The following is a 23,572-nucleotide window of genomic DNA, read 5'->3' as shown; positions in this document are numbered from 1 at the left end:
GCGGACCGCCCGCAGACCGCCCCCCGGGCCGCCCGCGGACCGCCCGTCAGTGCCCGGCCTCCCCCGACGGCGCCGAAGCGCCCGCCGAAGCCGGAGCCGAAGCCGAGGAGGACTCGGACGCGGAGGCCGACGGGCTCGCCGACACCTGGGTGGCGTTGAACTCCGCCACGTTCTTCTGCTGCACCTCGAAGCTGTCGGTGAACCGGGTGTCCCCGGGCTTCACGGTGACGAAGTAGAGCCAGTCCCCCGCCACCGGGTCGACCGCCGCCATGATCGCCTGCCGCCCCGGGTTGGAGATCGGCGTCGGCGGCAGCCCGGTGTGCCGGTAGGTGTTGTACGGGGAGTCGAGCCGCGTGTCGGTGACGCTGGTGTTCAGCGTGGACCGCCCGAGCGCGTAGTTGATCGTCGAGTCCAGCTGGAGCGGCATGCCCTTCGCAAGCCGGTTGTAGATGACCCGGGACACCTTGCCCATGTCCTCGGTGTTGTCGGCCTCGCCCTGGATCATGCTCGCGATGGTCACCAGCCCGTACAGGCTCTGCCCGAGGTTCTGCGCCACGACCTCCGCGTCGTCCCGGGCGAACTCCTTGCCGGCCCGCTCGACCATCTGCTTCAGCAGGTCGACCGCGGTGGTGTCCTCGGTCACGCTGTACGTCGCGGGGAAGAGGTAGCCCTCGGGGCTGCCGTTGGCGAACTCCGGCAGGCCCAGCTCGGCGGCCTGCTCCTGCGCGGCCTTCTCGGTGCTCCCCTCGGGCAGCTGGAGCTTGCGGTCGATCGCCGCGTAGATCTGGCTGCCCCGCCACCCCTCGGGGATGGTCAGGCCGTTGGCGTTGGACGGGTCGACCAGCACGGCCAGCGCGGCGGCCGCCGACATCTTCTGCCGCAGCGTGTAGGTGCCGGGCTGGATCCGCCCGGCGGCGGCCGCGCTGCCCTTGGCCGCCCGGGTGAAGGCGATCGAGCTGGCGACCACGCCGTTGCGCACCAGGGCCGAGGCGATCTGGCTGAGCCCGGCGCCCTCCGGCACCGAGACCTGGACCGAGCCGGAGCCGCCGCCCGCGTAGTCCGCGGCGGCCGGCGGCTTGCGCTGGCCCTGGACCCAGCTGAACCCTGCCAGCCCGGCCCCGCCGAACACCGCGATCAGCGAGAGCGCGGTGAGCAGGCAGGCCAGCCCGTTGCGCCGGCGGTGCGGGTCCGGCGGCTCGGGGCGCCGGCGGTGCGCGCCCGGCGGGCGGCCCTCCGGTTCGACGGCCGGCGCACCGAGATGGCCGGGGGTGAGTCCGGGCGTGAAGTCCAGGTCGGTCACTGCGCCCCCTCTGCGGGTCCGCGCGGAAAGCGGCACGACGGCAACGGCAGAGGGGCCCGTGCGGACGCGTCCGCACGGGCCCCTCACCGGGACGTTAGATCAGGCCGGTCAGCCGGCCGCCTCGACGCTCTCACCGGGCGGGCGTCCGCTCACCCGTTCGGACTCAAGGGCCGTCTGCAGGATCACCACGGCCGCCGCCTGGTCGACCACCGAGCGGCCCTTCTTCGCCTTGACCCCGGAGGCACGCAGCCCGTGGGTCGCGGTGACGGTCGACATCCGCTCGTCCACCAGCCGCACCGGCACCGGCCAGAGCCGGTTGGCCAGCCGGGCCGCGTACCCGCGGACCTTCTCCGCCGCCGGGCCCTCCTTGCCGCTGAGCGAGCGCGGCAGCCCGACGATCACCTCGATCGCGCCGTACTCCTCGGCGATCGCGGCGATCCGGGCCTGCGACTTCACCCCGGCGGGGACGGTCTCGACCGGTGTGGCGAGCACCCCGTCGGGGTCGCAGGACGCGACCCCGATCCGGGCGTCCCCGACGTCGACGGCGATCCGCCGTCCACGTCGGAAGGGCCGTTCCTCGACCTGCTCGTCCATCAGGAGGCGCGCTCCGCGACCAGGCCGCGCACCGCGGCGATGGCCTCGTCGACCGCGGCCGGGTTGCTGCCGCCGCCCTGGGCGACGTCGTCCTTGCCGCCACCGCCGCCGCCGAGGGTCTTGGCGGCGGTGCGGACCAGCTCGCCGGCCTTGATGCCGCGCCCGCGCGCGTCCTCGTTGGTGGCGATCACGGTCAGCGGGCGGTCGTTCGCGACGGTGAAGGCGGCGACCACGGCCGGACGCGAGCCCAGCCGGCCGCGCACGTCCAGGACCAGCTTGCGCAGCTCGTCCGCGCCGGTGCCGTCGGCGACCCGGGCGGCCACCACGGCGATGCCGCGCACGTCCTCGGCCGAGTCGGCGAGACCCGCGGCGGCCGCGAGCACCTTCTCGGCGCGGAAGCGCTCGATCTCCTTCTCGGCGTCCTTGAGCTTGGCGAGCATGCCGGAGATCTTCTCGGGCAGCTCCTCCGGGCGGCCCTTGACCAGCTCGGTGAGCTGGGCGACCACGGTGTGCTCGCGGGCCAGGAAGCGGTACGCGTCGGCGCCGACCAGCGCCTCGACCCGGCGCACGCCGGAGCCGATCGAGGACTCGCCGAGCAGCTTCACCAGGCCCAGCTGGGCGGTGTTGCCGACGTGCGTGCCACCGCACAGCTCCTTGGAGAAGTCACCGATGGTGACGACCCGGACCTCGTCGCCGTACTTCTCGCCGAACATGGCGATGGCGCCGGCCTTGCGGGCCTGGTCCATCGTCATGACCTCGGCGGTGACCTCCAGCTCGCGGGTCAGCACGTCGTTGATCTTCTGCTCGACGTCGACCAGCACGCTGCCGGGCACGGCGGCGGGCGAGCCGAAGTCGAAGCGGAAGCGGCCCGGCGCGTTCTCCGAACCGGCCTGGGCGGCCGTCGGGCCGAGCGCGTCGCGCAGCGCCTGGTGGGTCAGGTGGGTGGCCGAGTGGGCCCGGGCGATCGCCCGGCGGCGCTCCACGTCGATCGTGGCGTACGCGGACGAGCCGAGCACGACCTCGCCGAACAGCACGCCGCCGGAGTGCACGATGACACCCGGGACGGGCTGCTGCACGTCGCGGATCTCCACGACGGCGCCGGAGTCCAGCCGGAGCCGGCCGTGGTCGGCGAGCTGGCCGCCGCCCTCGGCGTAGAACGGGGTGCGGTCGAGGATGATCTCGACCTCGTCGCCCTCGGACGCGGCCGGCGACGGCACGCCGTCGACCAGCAGGCCGACCACGGTGGCCTCGCCCTCGGTGAGGGTGTAGCCGGTGAAGACGCTGGCGCCGGAGCCGTCGGCGACCTCGCGGTACGCGGCGACGTCGGCGTGGCCCATCTTCTTCGCCTTGGCGTCCGCCTTGGCGCGGTCCCGCTGCTCCTGCATCAGGCGGCGGAAGCCGGCCTCGTCGACCTGGAGGCCCTGCTCCTCGGCCATCTCCAGGGTGAGGTCGATCGGGAAGCCGTAGGTGTCGTGCAGCTTGAAGGCCTGGTCGCCGGAGAGGACGGCGCCGCCGGCCTGCTTGGTCTCGGTGACGGCGGTGTCCAGCAGGCTGGTGCCGGCCTTCAGGGTCTGCAGGAAGGCCGCCTCCTCGCCGGTGACGACCGTCTCGATGCGCTTGCGGTCGCTCTCCAGCTCCGGGTACTGCGGGGCCATCGCCTTGATGGCGGTGTCGGTGAGGTCCTTGGCGACCACGCCGGTGGCACCCAGCAGGCGCATGTTGCGGATGGCGCGGCGCAGGATGCGGCGCAGCACGTAGCCGCGGCCCTCGTTGCCGGGGGTGACGCCGTCGCCGATCAGCATCAGCGCGGTGCGGATGTGGTCGGTGACCACGCGCAGCGAGACGTCCGACTTGTGGTCGGCGCCGTAGGTGTGGCCGGTCAGCTCGGCGGCCCGGTCCAGGATCATCCGGCTGGTGTCGATCTCGAAGAGGTTGTCGACGCCCTGCAGGATGGCGGCGAGGCGCTCCAGGCCGAGGCCGGTGTCGATGTTCTTGCTCGGCAGGTCGCCGAGGATCTCGAAACCGTCCTTGCCGTCACCGTGGCCGCGCTCGTACTGCATGAAGACCAGGTTCCAGATCTCCAGGTAGCGCTCGCCGTTGACGGCCGGGCCGCCCTCCTCGCCGTAGGCGGGGCCGCGGTCGTAGTTGATCTCCGAGCACGGGCCGCACGGGCCGGGGACGCCCATCGACCAGAAGTTGTCCTTCATGCCGAGGCGCTGGATGCGCTCCGAGGGGACGCCGATGACGTCCCGCCAGATCTGCTCGGCCTCGTCGTCGTCCTGGTAGACGGTGATCCAGAGCTTCTCCTTCTCCAGGCCGTAGCCGCCGTCCGCGACGGAGCTGGTGAGCAGCTCCCAGGCGAACTTGATGGCGCCTTCCTTGAAGTAGTCGCCGAAGGAGAAGTTGCCGCACATCTGGAAGAAGGAGCCGTGCCGGGTGGTCTTCCCGACCTCCTCGATGTCCAGGGTGCGGACGCACTTCTGCACGCTGGTGGCGCGCGAGAACTGCGGCTTGACCTCACCCAGGAAGTACGGCTTGAACGGCACCATGCCGGCGTTGACCAGCAGCAGGGTGGGGTCGTCGGCGACCAGGGACGCCGACGGAACGACGGTGTGGCCGCGCTCCTCGAAGAAGCGCAGCCAGCGGCGGCGGATCTCAGCCGACTCCATTAGTGGTCCTTCCGGTTCGTACCGCCCCGCGGCGGAAGCGCACGACGGGGCGTCTTTTCGATGGCTTGGGGGGTTGTGCGGGCACCGTCGGACGATGCGCGGGCACTGCTGGACGGAGGCAGGGCGGCGGCCGGGCTGCCGGGCGCCGCCGAGATAGCTCGGTACTCGGGCTCGCCGCGCAGGACCCGGCGGCGGCGGGGCTCCACGACGGCGGTGCCGTCCAGCCCGAGGTCCTCGCGCAGCTGCTCCTCGCGCTCGGCCATGCCGGCCTTCACGTCCTGCGCGAACCGCTTCGCGGCGTCGCCCAGGTTGAGCGCACCGCGCGCGGCGGTGCCGGAGATGCTGTCGGGGGTGAGCCGGTGGACCGCCTCGTTGGCCTTGTTCATGGCCCACACGGTGGCGCCGGCGCCGACCGCCATCCAGAAGATGCGTCGCACCATGCCGTCAGCTCCTCACCGCGCGCCGGACCCGGGCGAGCAGGCCGCTCTTCTGCACGGTCGCCGCGCGAACCTCGGCCCGGATCAACCGGGCCAGCTCCTCGCGCTCGGACGGCTGGGTGGGCAGCACCGGACCGCCCTGCTGCTTGGCGACGGCCTTGCGCACGCCGTAGCTGAAGGCCGCGACCTTGACCAGCGGCCCGCCCAGGGTGGCCGCGACGGTGGAGGAGAGCGCGTTGGCGTTGGCGGCGGCGTCCTGCACGTTGGCGGTGATCTCGTCCACCCGCTCCAGCTGCTCGTTGGCGCTGCGCACGGCCGCGCCGGCGTCGGTCAGCAGCGGCACAGCCTGCTCGGTGACGGCGGAGACCAGGACGGTGGCCTCCTTGAGCACCCGCGAGAGCCGGACCAGGACGACCGCGAGCAGGGTGACCAGGACCGCCCAGAACACGGCGACGAGCAGACCGGCCAGCTCTCCCACGGACACTTTTACGCGCTCCCTCGCCTTGCTGTTCTCCAGGGGAACCCTATCGCGACCACGACAGGTTTCCGGACCGGGTTATCCGGACAGTCCCGCCCGGCGATCCGGTCGGGTGTGCGATCCGCGCGCGTAACCTACCCGCCGGTCACCTCGTTCTGCCAGGCAGGCCGCCACCCACGCGGCCCGACGGACGCCCGGACCGCAGGCCCGGGCCGGGACACGGGGAGCAGCGCTTGGACGGGGAATCCACACCGCAGCCCGGAGGGGCGGCGCCGGGGCGGCTCCCGGCGGAGGTCACCAGCTTCGTCGGCCGGCAGCGGGAGCTGACCGAGCTGGCCCGGTTGCTGGCCGGGCAGCGGCTGGTGACGGTGACCGGCCCGGGCGGGGTCGGCAAGAGCCGGCTGGCGCTGCGCGCGGCGGCCCGGGCGGCCGGCGCGTTCCCGGACGGCACCTGGCTGGTCGAGGTCGCGCCCGTGCAGGACCGGCAGCTGCTCGGGCACGCGGTCCTGGAGGCGCTGCGGCTGACCGACGGCACGGCCCGGCCGCCGCTGGACGTCCTGGCCGAGCAGCTGGCCGGCCGCCGGCTGCTGCTGGTGCTGGACGGCTGCGAGCACCTCGCGGAGGCCTGCGCGGAGCTGGTCCGGGCGCTGCTGCGGGCACTGCCGGGCCTGCGGGTGCTGACCACCAGCCGGGAGGCGCTGCGGACGGCCGGCGAGCACCTGCTGACCCTGGCGCCGCTGCCGGTCGGCCCGGTGCGCCCGGGGGTGCTGCCGGACGCGGTGCGGCTGTTCACGGACCGGGCCCGGGCGGTGCTGCCGTCCTTCGAGGTGACGGCCGAGGGCGCGGAGGTGATCGCCCAGCTCTGCCGGCGGCTGGACGGCATCCCGCTGGCGGTGGAGCTGGCCGCCGGGCGGCTGCGGGCGCTGTCGGTGGCGCAGATCAGCGCCCGGCTGGACGACCGGTTCCGGCTGTTGACCGGGGGCGACCGGACGGCCCTGCCGCGCCACCAGACCCTGCGCACGACGATCGGCTGGAGTCACGAGCTCTGCACAGTGCAGGAACGTTTACTCTGGGCCCGCCTCTCGGTCTTCGCCGGGGGTTTCGACCTGGACGCCGCCGAGTACGTGTGCGCCGGTCAGGGTGTCGACCCGGACGAACTGCTCGACCTGCTGACCGAGCTGGTCGCCAAGTCCGTGGTGCTGCGCGAGGACTGCGCCTTCGATGTCCGGTTCCGGCTGCTGGACACCGTCCGCGAGTACGGGCTGCAGTGGCTGCGCGCGGCCGGCGAGGAGCACCGACTGCTGCGCCGGCACCGCGACTGGTACCTGGGCGTGGCCACCTGGGGCGAGGTCGAGTGGTTCGGCCCCCGGCAGGCGGAGACCGCCGCGCGCACCGAGCTGGTGCACGCCAACCTGCGGGCCGCGCTGGAGTTCTGCCTCGCCGAACCCGGCGAGGAGCAGCTCGCGCTGCTGCTGGCCGGCACGCTCTGGTTCTACTGGGTCGGCTGCGGCCACCTCGGCGAGGGGCGGCACTGGCTGGACCGGGCGCTGGCGCTCGACCAGGAGCCGACCGAGGCCAGGGCCAAGGCGCTCTGGGTGACCGGCTACATGGCCACCCTCCAGGGGGACCTGGTCGCCGCCCGGCCGGCGCTGGAGGAGTGCCGCCGCCAGGCGCTGGCCACCGGCGACGACCGGGCGCTCGCCTACGCCGTGCACCGGCAGGGCTGCGCGGCCCTGATCGGCGACGAGCCGGCCCGCGCCGCCGAGCTGTTCGAGGAGGCGCTCTGGCACTACCGGACCATCGGCGAGCTGAACAGCAACGTGCTGATGGCGATGTTCGAGCTCGGCATCGCGCACCTCTTCCAGGGCGACCAGGAGAGCGGCGAGCTCTGGCTCGGGCAGGTCCGCGAGCTGTGCGAGGAGCACGGCGAGCAGTGGGCGTACGCGTACGCGCTGTACGCCCTCGCGTACGCGCACTGGCTGGACGGCGAGGTGCGGCCGGCCCGGGCGCTGGCCCGGGAGAGCGTGCGGCTCAACCACCTGTTCAACGACCTGCTCGGGATCGTGCTGGCGATCGACCTGCTGGCGCTGCTGGAGACGGAGCCGGCCGGCCCGGGCGAGCCCGGCGACCTGCGGGAGGCCCGCGTGCTGCAGGGCGCGGCGCACCGGATCTGGCGGACGGTGGGCAAGCCGTTCTTCGGCTCCCGGACCTTCAACGGTCCGCACCGGGCCTGCGCGGAGCGGGCCGGGGCGGGGCTGACCGAGCAGGAGTTCACCGACTTCTTCGCCACCGGCGCCCGGCTCGACCTGGACGCGGCCGTGCACCGGGCGCTCGGCGGCGGGGAGCGCCCGGACGGCCCGGCTCCCGGGGCCGGGCCCGGGCCGGTGCCGCCGACGCCGCAGCCGTCCCCCGTCTGGCGCTGAGCAGACGCCCGGCACCGAGCCGGCGCCCGGCACCGAGCAGACGAAGGCCGCCCCGGACCCGCCGGGATCCGCACCGGGAATAGTTGAAACTTGTCCATTGCTGGAGCGGCCAGAGACACCCGGCCCGTACGGAAGGAGCACCCCGTGGCCACCCACACCGCCGACGAGTACCGCATGGCGACGTTCTACTTCGAGTCCAAGGCGTACACCGACGCCGCCCGGATGCTGGAGGGCGTGCTCGCCGAGGAGCCGGCCAACCTCTCGGTCCGGCTGCTGCTCGCCCGCAGCTACTTCCACTCCGCCCAGCTCTCCCGGGCCGAGGCCGAGCTGCGCCGGGTGCTGGAGGCCGACCCGGCCGAGGACTACGCCCGGCTGATGCTCGGCCGCACCCTGCAGCGCCAGGGCCGCGCCGAGGAGGCCCGCCCGCACCTGCGGCTCGTCGCCGCGATGACCGGCGAGGAGTACTGAGCCGGCGGGGGTGACCCCGGCACCGCACCGGGAAAAGGGGCGAGCCCCCGCCGCCACGAGGGCGACGGGGGCTCGCTGGGTACGGCAGGCGTACCGCTCGCGGGTCAGCGCGAGTAGTACTCGACGACGAGCTGCTCGTCGCAGATCACCGGGACCTCCTTGCGCTGCGGCGCGCGGTCCAGGCGGAAGGCCAGGGCCTTCAGGTTGACCTCGAGGTACTTCGGGGTCTGGCCCTCGCCCGCGTAGCCACCCTCACGGGCGACCTGGAACGGGACCTTCTCCTTGCTGCGCTCGCGGACGGTGACCACGAAGCCCGGCTTCATCTGGTACGACGGCTTGTTGACCTTGCCGCCGTTGACCTCGATGTGACCGTGGACGACCATCTGGCGGGCCTGGTAGATGGTGCGGGCAATGCCCGAACGCAGCACCAGGGAGTCCAGGCGGGTCTCCAGCTCGGCGACGAGCGCCTCACCGGTCTTGCCCTCGGCCTTCTTCGCGCGGTCGAACGCGCGCGCCATCTGCTTCTCGCTCAGGTCGTACTGGGCGCGCAGACGCTGCTTCTCGAGCAGACGGACCTTGTAGTCCGAGTTCTGCTTGCGACCACGGCCGTGCTGGCCGGGCGGGTACGGGCGGGCCTCGAAGTACTTGACGGACTTCGGGGTCAGCGGCACGCCGAGCGCACGCGCGATCTTGACCTTGGGACGCTTCTGGTTCGCCATGAACCAAACCTTCCTTGCTTACGAATACGGCTTCACCAGGTGTTGACGGAGGTTGCTCGTCGCGACCCGGAGAAAACCCCACCGCCCGAAAGGCAGTGCGATCAGCCGCTCTCCGGAGCCGGGCACGGAAGTGCTTGCACACGAGTGGCCCACCGATGCGAGTCAGTGGGCTGCACGCGACACCGAAACGGTGCGCAACGCTCCTGGGCCCCCGCGGAGGAGGGCCTGGCCGGTGTCCCGCTGGTGCGGCCGGTCGGTCGGGGTCTCCCCCTGTCCGCCGTCCCGGGACATGGCACTTCGCACGAGTATACCCGCAGCCGTTCAGCCCCTCGTCCACGGGCCGGGGACCGGAGCACCGGAGCCCGGGGACACCGGACTACGGGGCACCGGAGTACGGGGCACCGGACCGGGGCCCGGCGGATCACTCGCCCCTGAGCCGGCCCCTGGTCCACTCCACGACGTCCGCGTACCGGGCCTCGCCGCCGCGCCGGGTCGGCTGGTAGTACTCCTTGCCGTGCACCGCGTCCGGCGCGTACTGCTGCGTCGCGATGCCCTCGGGCAGGTCGTGCGGGTACTGGTAGCCCTTGCCGTGGCCCAGCTTGCCGGCGCCGCCGTAGTGCGCGTCCCGCAGGTGTGGCGGCACCGGACCGGCCAGGCCCTGCCGGACGTCCGCCAGCGCCGCGTCGATCGCCAGGTAGGCGGCGTTGGACTTGGGCGCCAGCGCCAGCGCGATCGCCGCCTGGGAGAGGATGATCCGCGCCTCCGGGAAGCCGATCAGCGCCACCGCCTGGGCCGCCGCCACCGCCGTCTGGAGCGCCGTCGGATCGGCCAGGCCGACGTCCTCGCTGGCCGAGATCATCAGCCGGCGGGCGATGAACCGCGGGTCCTCGCCCGCCTCGATCATCCGGGCCAGGTAGTGCAGGGTGGCGTCCACGTCGCTGCCCCGGATCGACTTGATCAGGGCGCTGGCCACGTCGTAGTGCTGGTCGCCGTCCCGGTCGTAGCGGACGGCGGCCTGGTTGACGGCGGTCTCGGTGGTGGCCAGCGTGATGCTCGCCTCGCCCTTCTCCAGCGCCGCCCCGGCCGCGGCCTCCAGCGTGGTGAGCGCCTTCCGGGCGTCCCCGCCGGCCAGCCGGACCAGGTGGTCCTCGGCCTCCGCGGTCAGTTCCACCGCGCCCTCCAGGCCGCGCTCGTCGGCGACCGCGCGGCGCAGCAGGGCCCGGACGTCGTCGTCGGTCAGCGACTCCAGGGTGAGCAGCAGCGAGCGGGAGAGCAGCGGGGAGATCACCGAGAAGTACGGGTTCTCGGTGGTCGCGGCGATCAGGGTGACCCAGCGGTTCTCCACCGCGGGCAGCAGCGAGTCCTGCTGGGCCTTGGAGAAGCGGTGGATCTCGTCCAGGAAGAGCACCGTCTCCCGGCCGGACATGCCGACGGCGCGGCGGGCACCGTCGATCACCGCGCGGACCTCCTTGACCCCGGCGGTGATCGCGGACAGCTCGACGAAGCGGCCCTCGACGGCCTGGCTGATCACGTGCGCCAGGGTGGTCTTCCCCGTCCCGGGCGGGCCCCAGAGGATCACCGAGCTGGTCGCGGCCGGGCCGCGCGACCCGGCGACCAGGCGGCGCAGCGGCGAGCCGGGCTTCAGCAGCTGGCGCTGGCCGGCCACCTCGTCGAGGGTGCGCGGGCGCATCCGCACGGCGAGCGGGGCCCGGCCGGGCTCCTTGGCCTGGCGTTCCTCGGCGGCGGCGGTGAAGAGGTCCGGTTCGTCCACACCGGAAGCCTATGCGAGCACGCCGACAGCCCGGCCCGCCCGGACGGCGGGCCCGCCCCGGGACGCCGCCCGGACGCCCGCCGCTCCCGCCTCCCGCTACTGCGGCAGGTCCAGCACGACCGCCTCGAACTCCTCCAGCGAGCGCAGCGTCACCCCGCCGCCGGCCACCGCCCGGGCCCGGGCCGCGGCGACCGCGCCGCGGGAGGCCACCAGGGCGGCCCGGCTCGCGAAGAGCCCGCCCACCGACCCGCGCTCGTCCTCGTCGTTGAACAGCATCGAGCCGCCGAGGAACCCGTCGAGCCGCTGCATGGCGGGCAGCGCCTGCTCGCGGAAGGCGGCGGCGATCCGGTCGCCCTGCGCCCGGTCGAAGTCGAACCGGGCCAGCCGGAACCAGGCCCCCGGGGCGGCCTGGACGGGCCGGGCGGCGACCACGGCCCGCCAGACGTCGGTGGTCACCGTCCCGGCGAAGGGCGCCAGCAGTTCGGCGCGGCGGCCGCGCAGCCGCTCGTCGCTGTCCCGTTCCGCCTCGGCGCTCTCCCACCAGGAGCCCAGGGTGAGGATGCCGAGCTCCCGGTCGGCGAACAGCCCGAAGCCCCGGTACCCGGGCTGCGGGGCGAGCAGCCCGACCGCCTCGGCGCGGAGCCCGTCGAGGGCCTGGTCCAGGGCGGCCGGGTCGCCGGTGGCGTAGACCGTGCGAACGAACATGGGCGGGTCTCCTGACCTCCGGCGGGCGCCGCGACGGGCGCCCGCACCTTCCCGAGCACGTCCATCGGACGCCGTGGGCGGGGGCCCGGCAACGCCGCGCAGCCGTTCGGAGGAGTTGGGGTACCTCCCCCGCCGTGCCCTCGGCCGGGTTCGGGCGCGGGGCGTCTCCCCCGCCCGTGCCTCACTCCCGGCCGAGGCCCGCCGCGTGGTCCGGCACGTACCGCTGCAGGTCGCGCGGGGGGCGCTGGTAGCCGCGGGAGGCGGGCCGGGGCGGCAGCACGATCTTCCGCGGGCTCACCTCCCGGTAGGGGACGGTGGAGAGCAGGTGGGCGATCATGTTGATCCGGGCGCGCCGCTTGTCGTCGCTCTCCACCACGTGCCAGGGCGACTCCGGGGTGTCGGTGTGGAGGAACATCTCGTCCTTGGCCCGCGAGTAGTCCTCCCAGCGGGTGACCGACTCGACGTCCATCGGCGAGAGCTTCCACCGCTTCATCGGGTCCGCCAGCCGGTCCCGGAAGCGCCGTTCCTGCTCGGTGTCGCTCACCGAGAACCAGTACTTGCGCAGCAGCACGCCGGACTCGGTGATCATCCGCTCGAAGGTCGGGCACTGGTGCAGGAACTGCCAGTACTCCTCCTCGGTGCAGAAGCCCATCACCTTCTCCACCCCGGCCCGGTTGTACCAGCTGCGGTCGAACAGCACGATCTCCCCGGCGGCCGGCAGGTGCTCGACGTACCGCTGGAAGTACCACTGGGTGCGCTGGCGCTCGGTGGGCGTGGGCAGCGCGACCACCCGGGCGATGCGGGGGTTCAGATACTCCGTCACGCGCTTGATGGCCCCGCCCTTGCCGGCCGCGTCCCGCCCCTCGAAGACCACCACCAGCCGGGCGCCCTCGGCCCGCACCCACTCCTGGAGCTTGACCAGTTCCTGCTGGAGGCGGAGCAGCTCCCGCTCGTAGGGCTTCCTCGCCAGCCGCTCGGCCGACGCCCCGGCCGGTGACCCGGCCGCGCGGCTACTCCCGCCGGTCCGCCCGCCCGCACCCGGCTTCCCGCCCGGACCGGTCTGCTCGCGTTCGGCCTTGGCTGCCACCTGGGTGCCTCCGTTCGGCGGGGTGCTGATGACCCCTCACGGTAGGCGGTCGGCGCGGTTCCCGCAGGTCCTGGATGTCCGGCGCGGCAGCGGCGGCCCCCTGAACCGCCGCTGCCGGGCTCCCCCGTGGACCGGCCCGAGGGCCGAACGATCAACCTTGACCCAGACCTGCCGGACAGGTCCAATTTCCGGTTCCATAACCTTGGGGCATGGATGTGGACACCCGGCTGCTGCGCAGCTTCGCCGCGGTCTGCGAGGAGGGCCAGCTGACCGCCGCCGCGGCCCGGCTGTTCGTCTCCCAGCCGACGCTGACCAAGCAGATCCGCCAACTGGAGGCGCTGCTGGGGGTGGAGCTGTTCGAACGGTCACGCCGCGGCATGGCACCCACCCGGGCGGGCCGGGCCCTGGCCGCCCACACCGGCGCGATCATGTCCGAGTGGGAGGAGGCGCTGCGCGCCACCCGGGCGGCCGCGGCGGAGCAGGGCTCGACGCTGCGGGTGGGCTTCGAGGGCGGCATCATCAACCTGATGACCCATCGCACGGTCGCCGACTTCACCCGGCGGATGCCTGGCTGGCAGGTGGAGCTGCGGCAGAACAACTGGTTCGACCCGACCTCGGGCCTGGCGACCGGCGAGATCGACCTGACGCTCTGGCACGCCCCGCCGTCGCTGTCCGAGCGGTACAACGTCGCCGTGCTGGGCGAGGAGCCGCGCTGTGCGGCGCTGCCGGCCGGGCACCGGCTGGCCGACCGTGCGGTCATCGACTTCGAGGAGCTGCTGGACGAGCCCTTCGTGGCGATTCCGCACGAGGCCGGGCACTGGCGGGAGTACTGGCTGGCGGTCCGGGAGCGGGGCGGGCGACCTGTGCGGATCGGCGCGGTGGCGCACAACACCGACGAGTGGCTGGCCGCGGTGGTGTGCGGCCAGGGCGTCGGTTTCGCCCCGGAGACGATGAGCCGGCTGGCACCGCGCGAGGATGTCGCGTACCGGCCGGTGCGAGGACTGAGCCCGAGCCAGGTCGGGCTGTACTGGCCGAAGGACCGGAGGCTGACGCCCGCCATGGCCGCGTTCGTGCGCAGCTGTCGGGCCACGGTCGGCTTCGGCACCAGGCCCTAGGACCGTCGGAGCCGGGCCGTGGGACCGTCGGCGCCGGGCCCTGGCGTCAGGCCGTCGGCGGCGGCCCGCAGGCGTCGGCCCCGGGCACCACCGGGCCTCGGACTCGGCGTCCGGAGGCTAGACGGCCTCGAAGGGCTCCGGGTACCGGCACAGGCCCCGCGGGGAGCCGTCGTACCCGGGCAGGGCGAGCACCTGGAAGTAGGCCTCCGGCACCTCGAACGGGCCGGTGACCTCGTGCCGCTGCGCCGGGAGGAAGCCGAACCGCCCGTAGTAGTCGGGATCGCCGAGGACGACGACCAGCTTCTCGCCGGCCTCCTCGGCGGCGGTCAGCGCCGCCTTGACCACCAGTTCGCCGACGCCCTTGCGCTGCCACTCCGGGGCGACCGCGACCGGCGCGAGCGCGAGGCCGTGGCCCTCGCCGACCCGCAGCCGGGTGAGCAGCGCGTGCCCGACCACGAGCCCGGCGTCGTCCACCGCGACCACCGACAGGTCGGGCAGCCAGGCGGGATCGCGGCGCAGCGCGTCCACCAGGTCGGCCTCGTCCGGGCCGGGGAAGGCGGCCATGTGGACGCGTCTGGTGGCGGGTGCGTCCTCGGGACACTCGACCCTGGTACTGACCTTCATGGGGGAACCCTCTCTCTGTCACACACCGTTGTGGACCGGCCCCGGACGACGGTGATGCCGTCCGGGGCCGTGAAAGGTTAGCCGATGTCGGCCGATGCGGCGTCAGGCCTTCGGCTGGGCCTCGGACTTGGCGTCCTCGCGGACCTTCGGCTGGGCGTCGACGCCGGCCTCGCGGCGCTGCGCCGGCGTGATCGGGGTGGGGGCGCCGGTCAGCGGGTCGCCGCCGGTGGACGTCTTCGGGAACGCGATGACGTCCCGGATGGTGTCGTACCCGCCGAGCAGGGTGACGATCCGGTCCAGGCCGAAGGCGACGCCACCGTGCGGCGGCGGGCCGTAGTTGAAGGCGTCCAGCAGGAAGCCGAACTGCGAGGCGGCCTCCTCCTCGGAGAGGCCGATCGCGTCGAACGCCCGCTTCTGGACGTCCCGCTGGTGGATACGGATCGAACCGCCGCCCAGCTCCGAGCCGTTGAGCACCAGGTCGTAGGCGTTGGAGAGCGCCGAGCCCGGGTCGGTGTCGAAGGTGGCCAGCGACTCCGCGGTCGGGGCGGTGAACGGGTGGTGCACCGCGTGCCAGCCCTGGAACTCGCCCTTGTCGTCCTCGATGGGCTCGAACATCGGGAAGTCGACGACCCAGAGGAAGGCCCACTGGGACTCGTCGATCAGCTCGCAGCGGCGGCCGATCTCCAGACGGGCGGCGCCGAGCAGCTCCTGCGAGGGGCGCTGCTTGCCGGCCGCGAAGAAGACCGCGTCGCCGTTCTTGGCGCCGGCGGCGGCGGCCAGGCCGGCCAGGTGCTCCTCGGAGAGGTTCTTGGCGACCGGGCCGCGCAGCTCGCCGGTCTCGGCGTCGATGAGCACGTAGGCGAGGCCCTTGGCGCCGCGCGCCTTGGCCCAGTCCTGCCAGGCGTCGAGCTGCTTGCGCGGCTGCGAGGCACCGCCCGGCATGACCACGGCGCCGACGTACGGGGCCTGGAAGACCCGGAACGAGGTGCCCTGGAAGTACTCGGTGAGGTCGGTGAGCTCCTGGCCGAACCGGACGTCCGGCTTGTCCGAGCCGTAGCGGCCCATGGCGTCGGCGTAGGTCATCCGCGGCAGCGGGTTCGGGACCTCGTAGCCGTGCACCTCGCGCCAGATCGAACCGATGATCTTCTCGCCGAGGGCCAGGATGTCCTCCTGGTCGACGAACGAGGCCTCGATGTCCAGCTGGGTGAACTCCGGCTGCCGGTCGGCGCGGAAGTCCTCGTCGCGGAAGCAGCGGGCGATCTGGTAGTAGCGCTCCATGCCGGCCACCATCAGCAGCTGCTTGAACAGCTGGGGCGACTGCGGGAGGGCGTACCAGTGGCCGGGCTGGAGGCGGACCGGGACGAGGAAGTCGCGGGCGCCCTCTGGGGTGGAGCGGGTGAGGTACGGCGTCTCGATGTCGAGGTAGTCGTTCTCCTCCATCACCCGGCGGATGATGTTGCTGACCTTGGAGCGCAGGCGCAGGCCCTTGGCCGGACCCTCGCGGCGCAGGTCCAGGTAGCGGTAGCGGAGGCGGACCTCCTCGTTGACCGTGCCGGGCTCGTACTCGGCGACCGGGAACGGCAGCGGCGCGGCCTCGGAGAGGACCTCGATCCCGCTGACGACGACCTCGACGGCGCCGGTCGGGATGTCCGGGTTCTCGTTGCCCTCGGGGCGCACGCGGACGTCACCGACCACCTTGACGCAGTACTCGGCGCGCAGGCCGTGCACCGAGTCGAGGTCGCGGACCACGATCTGCACGGTGCCGGAGGCGTCGCGCAGGTCGATGAAGGCCACGCCGCCGTGGTCGCGGCGGCGGGCGACCCAGCCGGCCAGGGTGACGGTGGTGCCTGCGTGCTCCGGGCGGAGCGTGCCCGCGTCGTGCGTGCGGATCACAGCTGCTTCTCCTTCAGGGTGGTGACGAGTGCGTCGAGGGCGACGGGGTTCTGCTCGCCGGTGGTCAGGTCCTTGAGCTGGACGACGCCTTCGGCGAGGTCCCGGTCCCCGGCCACGAGGGCGAAGCGGGCGCCGGACCGGTCGGCGGACTTCATGGCGTTCTTGATGCTCTTGACGCCGAAGGCGAGGTCGGTGGCGACGCCGGCCCGGCGCAGCTCGACGACCTTGGCGAACAGGACGTTCTTGGCCTCCTCGCCGAGCGCGACGGCGTAGACGGAGGTGGCGGCGGGCAGGTCGAGGGCGACGCCCTCGGCCTCCAGCGCCAGGAAGGTGCGGTCCACGCCGAGGGCCCAGCCGACGGACGGCAGCGCGGGGCCGCCGATCATCTCGGAGAGGCCGTCGTAGCGGCCGCCGCCGCCGATCGCGGACTGGGCGCCGAGGCCGTTGTGCACGAACTCGAAGGTGGTGCGGGTGTAGTAGTCCAGGCCGCGGACCAGCTTCGGGTCGTCGGTGAAGGCCACGCCGTTGGCGGTGAGCAGCTCGCGCACCTTCTCGTCGTAGGCCTTGCAGTCCTCGCAGAGGAAGTCGCGCAGCATCGGCGCGCCGGTGAGCTGGGCCTGCACCGACTCGCGCTTGTCGTCCAGGACGCGCAGCGGGTTGATCCCGGCGCGGCGGCGGGTGTCCTCGTCGAGGTCCAGGCCGGCCAGGAACTCGATCAGCGCGGCGCGGTACACCGGGCGGCACTGCTTGTCGCCGAGGCTGTTGAGCAGCAGCGTGTAGTCGCTCAGCCCGAGCGAGCGGAAGGCGTCGTCGGCCAGGATGATCAGCTCGGCGTCCAGCGCCGGGTCCTCCGCGCCGATCGCCTCCGCGCCGACCTGCGAGAACTGGCGGTAGCGGCCCTTCTGCGCCCGCTCGTAGCGGTAGTAGGAGCCGGAGTACCAGAGCTTGACCGGCAGGTTGCCCTGCTTGTGCAGGTTCGCCTGGAGTGCGGCGCGCAGCACCGAGGCGGTGCCCTCGGGGCGCAGCGCGAGCTCGTCGCCGCCCTTGGTGGTGAGGCTGTACATCTCCTTGGTGACGATGTCGGTGGACTCGCCGACGCCGCGGGAGAAGAGCTTCACGTCCTCGAAGACCGGGGTCTCGATGTAGCCGTAGCCGGCCCGGCGGGCGGGCGCGGCGATCGCCTCGCGGATCGCCAGGAACGTCGCGGAGCTCGGGGGCAGCAGGTCGTAGGTGCCCTTGGGGGCGGTGAAGGTGCTCAACTTCTCTTCCGTCACATTCCTCGTCGCGGGAAGGCCGGGGCGCCGGACGCCCCCGCTGCCTCTCGGAGGTAGGGGTTGGTGGCGCGCTCACGGCCGATGGTGGTCTGTCCGCCGTGGCCGGAGAGAACCACGGTGGCGTCGTCGAGGGGCAGGCACACCCGGGCCAGCGACCGCATGATCGCCTCGCTGTCCCCGCCCGGGAGGTCGGTTCGCCCTATGGAGCCGGCGAAGAGCAGGTCACCCGAGAAGAGCACCGGAGGGAGGTCCTCGGCGCCGGGTGTCCGGAACGTCACCGACCCCCCGGTATGGCCGGGGGCGTGGTCGACGGTGAGCGCGAGTCCGGCCAGCTCCAGCACGCTGCCGTCGGTCAGCTCGCGCACGTCGTCGGGCTCGCCGACGGTGAGCTCGCCCATCAGCTGCGTGCCGAGCGAGCGGCCGAGCGCCTTCTCCGGGTCGCTCATCATGTAGCGGTCCTCGGGGTGGATCCAGGCCGGGACGCCCTTGGCGCCGCAGACCGGGACCACCGAGGCGACGTGGTCGATGTGGCCGTGGGTGAGCAGCACGGCGACCGGCTTCAGACGGTGCTCGCGGACCAGTTCCTCGACGCCCCGCGCGGCCTGGTGGCCGGGGTCGACGATGACGCACTCCTCGCCCGGCGCCGGAGCGACCAGGTAGCAGTTGGTGCCCCAGGCTCCAGCGGGGAATCCGGCGATGAACACGCGCGTCCTTCGGGTGTCGGTCTGGCGTCGGGCTTCTGGTGCCGGTCGCGGCGGCGGCCACGGGAGCGGCTACGAACGGTGATGTAGGGGCAGCCTACCGGCGGGGCGGGCCCGGTTGCGAACCAGATGGGCGTGACAGGTTCACCGCGACCTGACAGGTTCACCCCGTTCTTACGGTCGCGGTCCCTACACTTGGCCGCCGATGGATGCGATGATCCGCATCGGCATCCGCACACGAAGCCCCCACATCCGAGACCGCACATCCGTAGGAGACTGAGCCGGTGGTCAGCAGCGAACAGCGGCGGCGGCAGCTCGCCCGTGACAAGTACGAGCGCCAGATGGAGCGCCGGGTCGCCGAGGCGGCCAAGCGCAAGCGCCGCAACACGATCCTCGGCGCCTCGCTCGCCGTGGTCGTGCTGGCCGGCGGCGGCACGCTCTTCGCGACCGGCGCCTTCGACTCGGACGACAAGAAGGACTCGGCCACCGCCCAGGCCGCCCCCACCCCCACCGAGCCCACCGTCCCGACCCGCAAGCCGGTCGAGGGCTGCGCGGACCCGGCGCCGGGCGCGCCGAACGGCAAGCAGTGGCAGGCCGAGCCGGCCATGACCGTCGACACGGAGGCCACCTACACCACGACGCTGGACACCAACTGCGGCAAGGTGACGCTCACCCTGGACGCGGCCAAGGCCCCGCACACGGTGAACTCCTTCGCCTTCCTCTCCGCCGAGCAGTACTTCGACCACACCAAGTGCCACCGCCTGACCACCGGCGGCATCTACGTGCTGCAGTGCGGCGACCCGACCGCGAGCGCCACCGCCCCCGGCGGCACCGGCGGCCCGGGTTACAAGTTCGCCGACGAGAACCTGACCGGCGCCACCTACCCGGCGGGCACCGTGGCGATGGCCAACGCCGGCCCCGGCACCAACGGCAGCCAGTTCTTCCTGGTCTACAAGGACACCCAGCTCGGCCCGAACTACACCCCGTTCGGCAAGATCACCGGCGGCCTGGACGTGGTCCAGAAGATCGCCGCCGCGGGCACCCTGGAGGGCGGCACGGACGGCCACCCGATGGCCGACGTCACGTTCAACACGGTGACCACCGCGAAGGGTTGACCCGCCCCGGGGCCGCCCGCCGCCGCCCGTGCGGCGCGCGCCGGAGCGGCCCCGGCCCGAAATCGCCCGGCCCCGGATGCGGACAGCACCGGGACTGGTCGCCTATGTTGGCGTTGTATAGGGTGCCCAGACCCGCCGGCCGTCACCCTCGGCAGCAGAACACGGCGGACGGGGACGGCGGACTCATCGGTCCGCCGCACATCAACTGTGGACGACGGACGCGGACCGCCCCGGCGCGGACGCGACGTCATGTGGAGGACGCGCTATGAGCAGCGACCCGTGGGGCCGTGTCGACGAGCAGGGCACGGTCTACGTCAGGACGGCCGACGGCGAACGCGTCGTGGGTTCCTGGCAGGCCGGCTCGCCCGAGGAGGCGCTCGCCTACTTCGAGCGCAAGTACCAGGGCATCGAGGTGGAGATCGGCCTGCTGGAGAAGCGGGTGCGCACCACCGACCTGGCCGCCAAGGACGCCCAGGCCGCACTGGAGCACCTGCGCGAGCAGGTCACCGAGGCGCACGCGGTCGGCGACCTGGCCTCGCTGGCCAAGCGGCTGGACACGCTCGCCGGCGAGATCGAGAGCCGCCGCGAGGAGCGCAAGGCCGCCCGGGCCAAGGCCCAGGACGAGACCCGCACCGCCAAGGAGGCGCTGGTCGCCGAGGCCGAGCAGCTCGCCGAGTCCACCCAGTGGCGGGAGGCCGGCGACCGGCTGCGCGCCCTGGTGGACACCTGGAAGGGCCTGCCCCGGCTGGACCGCAAGAGCGACGACGAGCTGTGGCACCGCTTCTCGCACGCCCGCTCGGTCTTCTCCAAGCACCGCAAGTCGCACTTCGCGGCCCTGGACGCCGAGCGCGACCAGGCCCGGGTCACCAAGGAGGCGCTGGTCGCCGAGGCCGAGGCGCTCTCCTCGTCCACCGAGTGGGGCGACACCGCGGCCGCCTACCGCGACCTGATGGCGCGCTGGAAGGCCGCCGGCCGCGCCCAGCGCGACATCGAGGACGAGCTGTGGGCGCGGTTCCGCGGCGCCCAGGACGTCTTCTTCCAGGCCCGCTCCGCGGTGTTCAGCGAGCGCGACGCCGAGCAGGTCGCCAACCAGAAGCTCAAGGAGGCGCTGGCGGCCGAGGCCGAGGCGATCCTCCCGATCACCGACCTCAAGGCGGCCAAGGCCGCGCTGCGCGAGGTGAACGAGCGCTGGGAGGCGATCGGCCACGTGCCGCGCGACGCCCGGCCGAAGCTGGACGGCCGGCTGAACACGGTCGAGCGGGCGATCCGCGAGGCCGAGGACACCGAGTGGAAGCGCTCCAACCCGGAGGCCAAGGCCCGCGCCGCCGGCATGGTCGGCCTCTTCCAGGCCAAGGCCGACAAGATCCAGGCCGACCTGGACAAGGCCCGCGCGGCCGGCAACGCGAGCAAGGTCGCGAAGCTGGAGAACGAGCTGGCCGGCGTCCAGACCCTGCTGGAGCAGGCGCACCGGAGCCAGGAGGAGTTCAGCGGCTGATCCGGGGCCGCCGGACACCAGGTGCCGGACACCAGGAAGGGCCCCCGGGGGATTCCCCCGGGGGCCCTTTCCGTCGCCGGCTACTTGCGGGCCGAGGTGACCCGGTAGACGTCGTAGACGCCCTCGACGCCGCGGACCGCCTTGAGCACGTGGCCCAGGTGCTTCGGGTCGCCCATCTCGAAGGTGAACCGGCTCATCGCCACCCGGTCGCGGGAGGTCTGCACCGCCGCCGACAGGATGTTGACGTGCTGGTCCGAGAGGACCCGGGTGACGTCCGAGAGCAGCCGGGAGCGGTCCAGCGCCTCGACCTGGATGGCCACCAGGAAGACCGAGGACTGGGTGGCCGCCCACTCGACGTCGATCATCCGCTCGGGCTGCTGGCTCAGCGCCTCCACGTTGACGCAGTCGGCGCGGTGCACCGAGACGCCGTTGCCGCGGGTGACGAAGCCGACGATGTTGTCGCCCGGCACCGGGGTGCAGCAGCGCGACAGCTTGACCCAGACGTCCTCGACGCCCTTGACGATCACGCCGGGGTCGCCCTTGGCCCGGCGGCGCACCGCCCGGCGGTTATCGTGGGTCGGCGTCGCCGTCTCGGCGAGGTCCTCGGTGGCGCCCTCCTCGCCGCCCAGCGCCTGCACCAGCTTCTGGACGATGTTCTGCGCGGCGACGTGGCCCTCGCCGATCGCCGCGTAGAGCGAGGAGATGTCCGGGTAGCGCATCTCGTGGGCCAGGGTGACCAGCGAGTCGCCGGTCAGGATCCGCTGGATCGGCAGGCCCTGCTTGCGCATCGCCCGGGCGATGGCCTCCTTGCCCTGCTCGATCGCCTCCTCGCGGCGCTCCTTGGAGAACCAGGCGCGGATCTTGTTGCGGGCCCGCGGCGACTTGACGAAGCCGAGCCAGTCCCGGGAGGGTCCGGCGTTCTCCGCCTTGGAGGTGAAGACCTCGACGGTGTCGCCGTTCTCCAGGGTCGACTCCAGCGGCACCAGCCGCCCGTTCACCCGGGCCCCTATGGTCCGGTAGCCGACCTCGGTGTGCACCGCGAAGGCGAAGTCCACCGGAGTGGCGCCGGCCGGCAGGGCTATGACGTCGCCCTTGGGCGTGAAGACGAAGACCTCGTTGCTGGCCAGGTCGAAGCGGAGCGACTCCAGGAACTCGCTGGGGTCGGCGGTCTCCTTCTGCCAGTCCAGCAGCTGCCGCAGCCAGGCCATCTCGTTGACGGCGCCGGCCTTGTCGTCCTTACGGGTCTGGGTCGGGGTGTCGGTGCGCACCTTGGAGGCGCCGGCCACCGCGCGCTGCTTGTACTTCCAGTGCGCCGCGATGCCGTACTCGGCCCGGCGGTGCATGTCGAAGGTGCGGATCTGCAGCTCGACGGGCTTGCCCCCGGGACCGATCACCGTGGTGTGCAGCGACTGGTACATGTTGAACTTGGGCATCGCGATGTAGTCCTTGAACCGCCCCGGCACCGGGTTCCACCGCGCGTGGATGGTGCCCAGTGCCGCGTAGCAGTCGCGGACGGTGTCGACCAGGACCCGGATGCCCACCAGGTCGTAGATCTCGGCGAAGTCCCGGCCCCGGACGATCATCTTCTGGTAGACCGAGTAGTAGTGCTTCGGCCGGCCGGTGACGGAGGCGGTGATCCGGGCGCCGCGCAGGTCGCCCTGGACCTGGTCGATGACGGTCGCCAGGTACTCGTCCCGCTTGGGGGCGCGCTCGGCGACCAGCCGGACGATCTCGTCGTACATCTTGGGGTAGAGGATCGCGAAGGCGAGGTCCTCCAGCTCCCACTTGATGGTGTTCATGCCCAGCCGGTGCGCCAGCGGGGCGTAGATCTCCAGCGTCTCGCGGGCCTTCTTCTCCTGCTTCTCCCGCTTGAGGTAGCGCATCGTGCGCATGTTGTGCAGGCGGTCGGCCAGCTTGATCACCAGGACCCGGGGGTCCTTGGCCATCGCGACGACCATCTTGCGGACCGTCTCGGCCTGCGCGGCCTCGCCGAACTTGACCCGGTCCAGCTTGGTGACGCCGTCGACCAGCAGGGCGACCGAGTCGCCGAAGTCCTTGCGCAGGGTCTCCAGGCCGTAGTCGGTGTCCTCGACCGTGTCGTGCAGCAGCCCGGCCATCAGGGTCGGGGCGTCCATGCCCAGCTCGGCCAGGATGGTCGCCACGGCCAGCGGGTGGGTGATGTACGGGTCGCCGCTCTTGCGCTTCTGCCCCCGGTGCCACTTCTCGGCGACCGCGTAGGCCTTCTCGATGTCGCGCAGCAGCGCCGGGTCGGCCTTGGGGTCGTTGGCCCGGATCGACCGGAAGAGCGGCTCCAGCACGGGGTTGAGCACGCTGGAGCGCTGGCCGCCGAGGCGGGCGAGGCGGGCGCGCATGCCGCCGGCGCTGGACGGGCGGCCCGCCGGGGCCACCGCGCGCGACGGGGTCGACGCCGGGCGTGCCGGGGTGGCCCCCGAGGGCGTGGGCCGGTTCTCGGGGGCGGCCGCAGCGGCCGTGGGCACAACCTCGTCGGGCAAGGACACTCCTCGGGGCACTCGGCCTGCCCCTCCGCGCGGATCGCTCGACTCGCACAACCGGGAGGGGATGAATCTTCATGGTACCGAGCCGGGCGCCGGGGCGTTCGGTCGGCCGGGCCCGGACACGCACCGGACACACGACCGACACGAACCACGCCCGCCCGCAAGGGCCCCGGGGAGCCCCGCCCGCC

The 23,572-nt window shown here is 73.0% G+C and carries 19 protein-coding genes; 5 read left to right on the top strand and 14 right to left on the bottom strand.

The window, feature by feature from the left end:
- Positions 1 to 46: 46 nt before the first annotated feature.
- The 5 genes from mltG to AC067J_RS17010 form a co-directional block, all read right to left on the bottom strand.
- Positions 47 to 1,300 carry an endolytic transglycosylase MltG gene (gene mltG / locus AC067J_RS17030; protein ID WP_478299880.1) on the bottom strand — a complete coding sequence of 418 codons (1,254 nt, stop codon included), beginning with the start codon at positions 1,298 to 1,300 and terminating at the stop codon, positions 47 to 49.
- Positions 1,301 to 1,408: 108 nt separating this feature from the next.
- A complete protein-coding gene (gene ruvX / locus AC067J_RS17025) occupies positions 1,409 to 1,894 on the bottom strand; it encodes a Holliday junction resolvase RuvX (RefSeq protein ID WP_478299878.1) in 486 nt (161 codons plus the stop codon).
- On the bottom strand, positions 1,894 to 4,563 hold the full coding sequence (alaS, locus tag AC067J_RS17020) for an alanine--tRNA ligase (protein ID WP_478299876.1): 2,670 nt from the start codon (positions 4,561 to 4,563) through the stop codon (positions 1,894 to 1,896). The genes ruvX and alaS overlap by 1 nt, the downstream gene beginning before the upstream one ends.
- Positions 4,563 to 5,003, bottom strand: coding sequence for a DUF6167 family protein (locus tag AC067J_RS17015; RefSeq protein WP_478299874.1), 441 nt, complete (start codon positions 5,001 to 5,003; stop codon positions 4,563 to 4,565). Before AC067J_RS17015 ends, alaS begins: the two co-directional genes overlap by 1 nt.
- A gap of 4 nt (positions 5,004 to 5,007) precedes the next feature.
- Positions 5,008 to 5,484, bottom strand: a complete 477-nt coding sequence (locus AC067J_RS17010) for a DUF948 domain-containing protein (RefSeq protein WP_478299871.1) — start codon at positions 5,482 to 5,484, stop codon at positions 5,008 to 5,010.
- Between the two features lie 227 nt (positions 5,485 to 5,711).
- Between AC067J_RS17010 and AC067J_RS17005 the strand changes: the two genes are divergently transcribed.
- Positions 5,712 to 7,901 carry an ATP-binding protein gene (locus AC067J_RS17005; RefSeq protein ID WP_478299869.1) on the top strand — a complete coding sequence of 730 codons (2,190 nt, stop codon included), beginning with the start codon at positions 5,712 to 5,714 and terminating at the stop codon, positions 7,899 to 7,901.
- Between the two features lie 174 nt (positions 7,902 to 8,075).
- Positions 8,076 to 8,369, top strand: coding sequence for a tetratricopeptide repeat protein (locus AC067J_RS17000; RefSeq protein ID WP_478300103.1), 294 nt, complete (start codon positions 8,076 to 8,078; stop codon positions 8,367 to 8,369).
- 104 nt (positions 8,370 to 8,473) lie between these two features.
- Here the strand turns inward: AC067J_RS17000 and rpsD are convergent, their stop codons facing one another.
- The 4 genes from rpsD to ppk2 all read right to left on the bottom strand — a co-directional run bounded on the left by rpsD (position 8,474) and on the right by ppk2 (position 12,534).
- Entirely contained in the window at positions 8,474 to 9,088 is a 615-nt protein-coding gene (rpsD, locus tag AC067J_RS16995) for a 30S ribosomal protein S4 (RefSeq protein ID WP_063346792.1), read from the bottom strand.
- 421 nt (positions 9,089 to 9,509) lie between these two features.
- Entirely contained in the window at positions 9,510 to 10,859 is a 1,350-nt protein-coding gene (locus tag AC067J_RS16990) for a replication-associated recombination protein A (RefSeq protein WP_478299867.1), read from the bottom strand.
- Between the two features lie 96 nt (positions 10,860 to 10,955).
- Positions 10,956 to 11,564, bottom strand: coding sequence for a hypothetical protein (locus tag AC067J_RS16985; protein ID WP_478299866.1), 609 nt, complete (start codon positions 11,562 to 11,564; stop codon positions 10,956 to 10,958).
- A 181-nt stretch (positions 11,565 to 11,745) separates the two neighbouring features.
- Positions 11,746 to 12,534 carry a polyphosphate kinase 2 gene (ppk2, locus tag AC067J_RS16980; protein ID WP_478300101.1) on the bottom strand — a complete coding sequence of 263 codons (789 nt, stop codon included), beginning with the start codon at positions 12,532 to 12,534 and terminating at the stop codon, positions 11,746 to 11,748.
- A gap of 326 nt (positions 12,535 to 12,860) precedes the next feature.
- Here ppk2 and AC067J_RS16975 point away from each other — a divergent pair, with 326 nt between their 5' ends.
- Positions 12,861 to 13,766, top strand: coding sequence for a LysR family transcriptional regulator (locus tag AC067J_RS16975; RefSeq protein ID WP_478299865.1), 906 nt, complete (start codon positions 12,861 to 12,863; stop codon positions 13,764 to 13,766).
- Positions 13,767 to 13,883: 117 nt separating this feature from the next.
- Here the strand turns inward: AC067J_RS16975 and AC067J_RS16970 are convergent, their stop codons facing one another.
- The 4 genes from AC067J_RS16970 to AC067J_RS16955 form a co-directional block, all read right to left on the bottom strand.
- Positions 13,884 to 14,390, bottom strand: a complete 507-nt coding sequence (locus tag AC067J_RS16970) for a GNAT family N-acetyltransferase (RefSeq protein WP_478299863.1) — start codon at positions 14,388 to 14,390, stop codon at positions 13,884 to 13,886.
- 102 nt (positions 14,391 to 14,492) lie between these two features.
- Positions 14,493 to 16,283 (bottom strand): aspartate--tRNA ligase, encoded by a 1,791-nt coding sequence (gene aspS, locus AC067J_RS16965; RefSeq protein WP_478299862.1) that lies wholly within the window; start codon positions 16,281 to 16,283, stop codon positions 14,493 to 14,495.
- Complete coding sequence (gene hisS, locus AC067J_RS16960; RefSeq protein ID WP_478299860.1) at positions 16,280 to 17,542, bottom strand: histidine--tRNA ligase; 1,263 nt, start codon at positions 17,540 to 17,542, stop codon at positions 16,280 to 16,282. The genes aspS and hisS overlap by 4 nt, the downstream gene beginning before the upstream one ends.
- 11 nt (positions 17,543 to 17,553) lie before the next feature.
- On the bottom strand, positions 17,554 to 18,261 hold the full coding sequence (locus AC067J_RS16955) for an MBL fold metallo-hydrolase (RefSeq protein ID WP_478299858.1): 708 nt from the start codon (positions 18,259 to 18,261) through the stop codon (positions 17,554 to 17,556).
- A 281-nt stretch (positions 18,262 to 18,542) separates the two neighbouring features.
- Between AC067J_RS16955 and AC067J_RS16950 the strand changes: the two genes are divergently transcribed.
- Positions 18,543 to 19,373, top strand: a complete 831-nt coding sequence (locus AC067J_RS16950; RefSeq protein WP_478299857.1) for a peptidylprolyl isomerase — start codon at positions 18,543 to 18,545, stop codon at positions 19,371 to 19,373.
- Positions 19,374 to 19,638: 265 nt separating this feature from the next.
- A complete protein-coding gene (locus tag AC067J_RS16945) occupies positions 19,639 to 20,868 on the top strand; it encodes a DUF349 domain-containing protein (RefSeq protein ID WP_478299855.1) in 1,230 nt (409 codons plus the stop codon).
- An 80-nt stretch (positions 20,869 to 20,948) separates the two neighbouring features.
- On the opposite strand, the gene AC067J_RS16940 is transcribed toward AC067J_RS16945, so the two are convergent.
- Entirely contained in the window at positions 20,949 to 23,387 is a 2,439-nt protein-coding gene (locus tag AC067J_RS16940) for a RelA/SpoT family protein (RefSeq protein WP_478300099.1), read from the bottom strand.
- Positions 23,388 to 23,572 lie beyond the last annotated feature (185 nt).

The sequence above is a fragment of the Kitasatospora sp. NPDC042419 genome (assembly GCF_056437345.1).
Note: the sequence above shows the minus strand (reverse complement) of the source record. Positions and strands in the feature narration are given on the sequence as shown.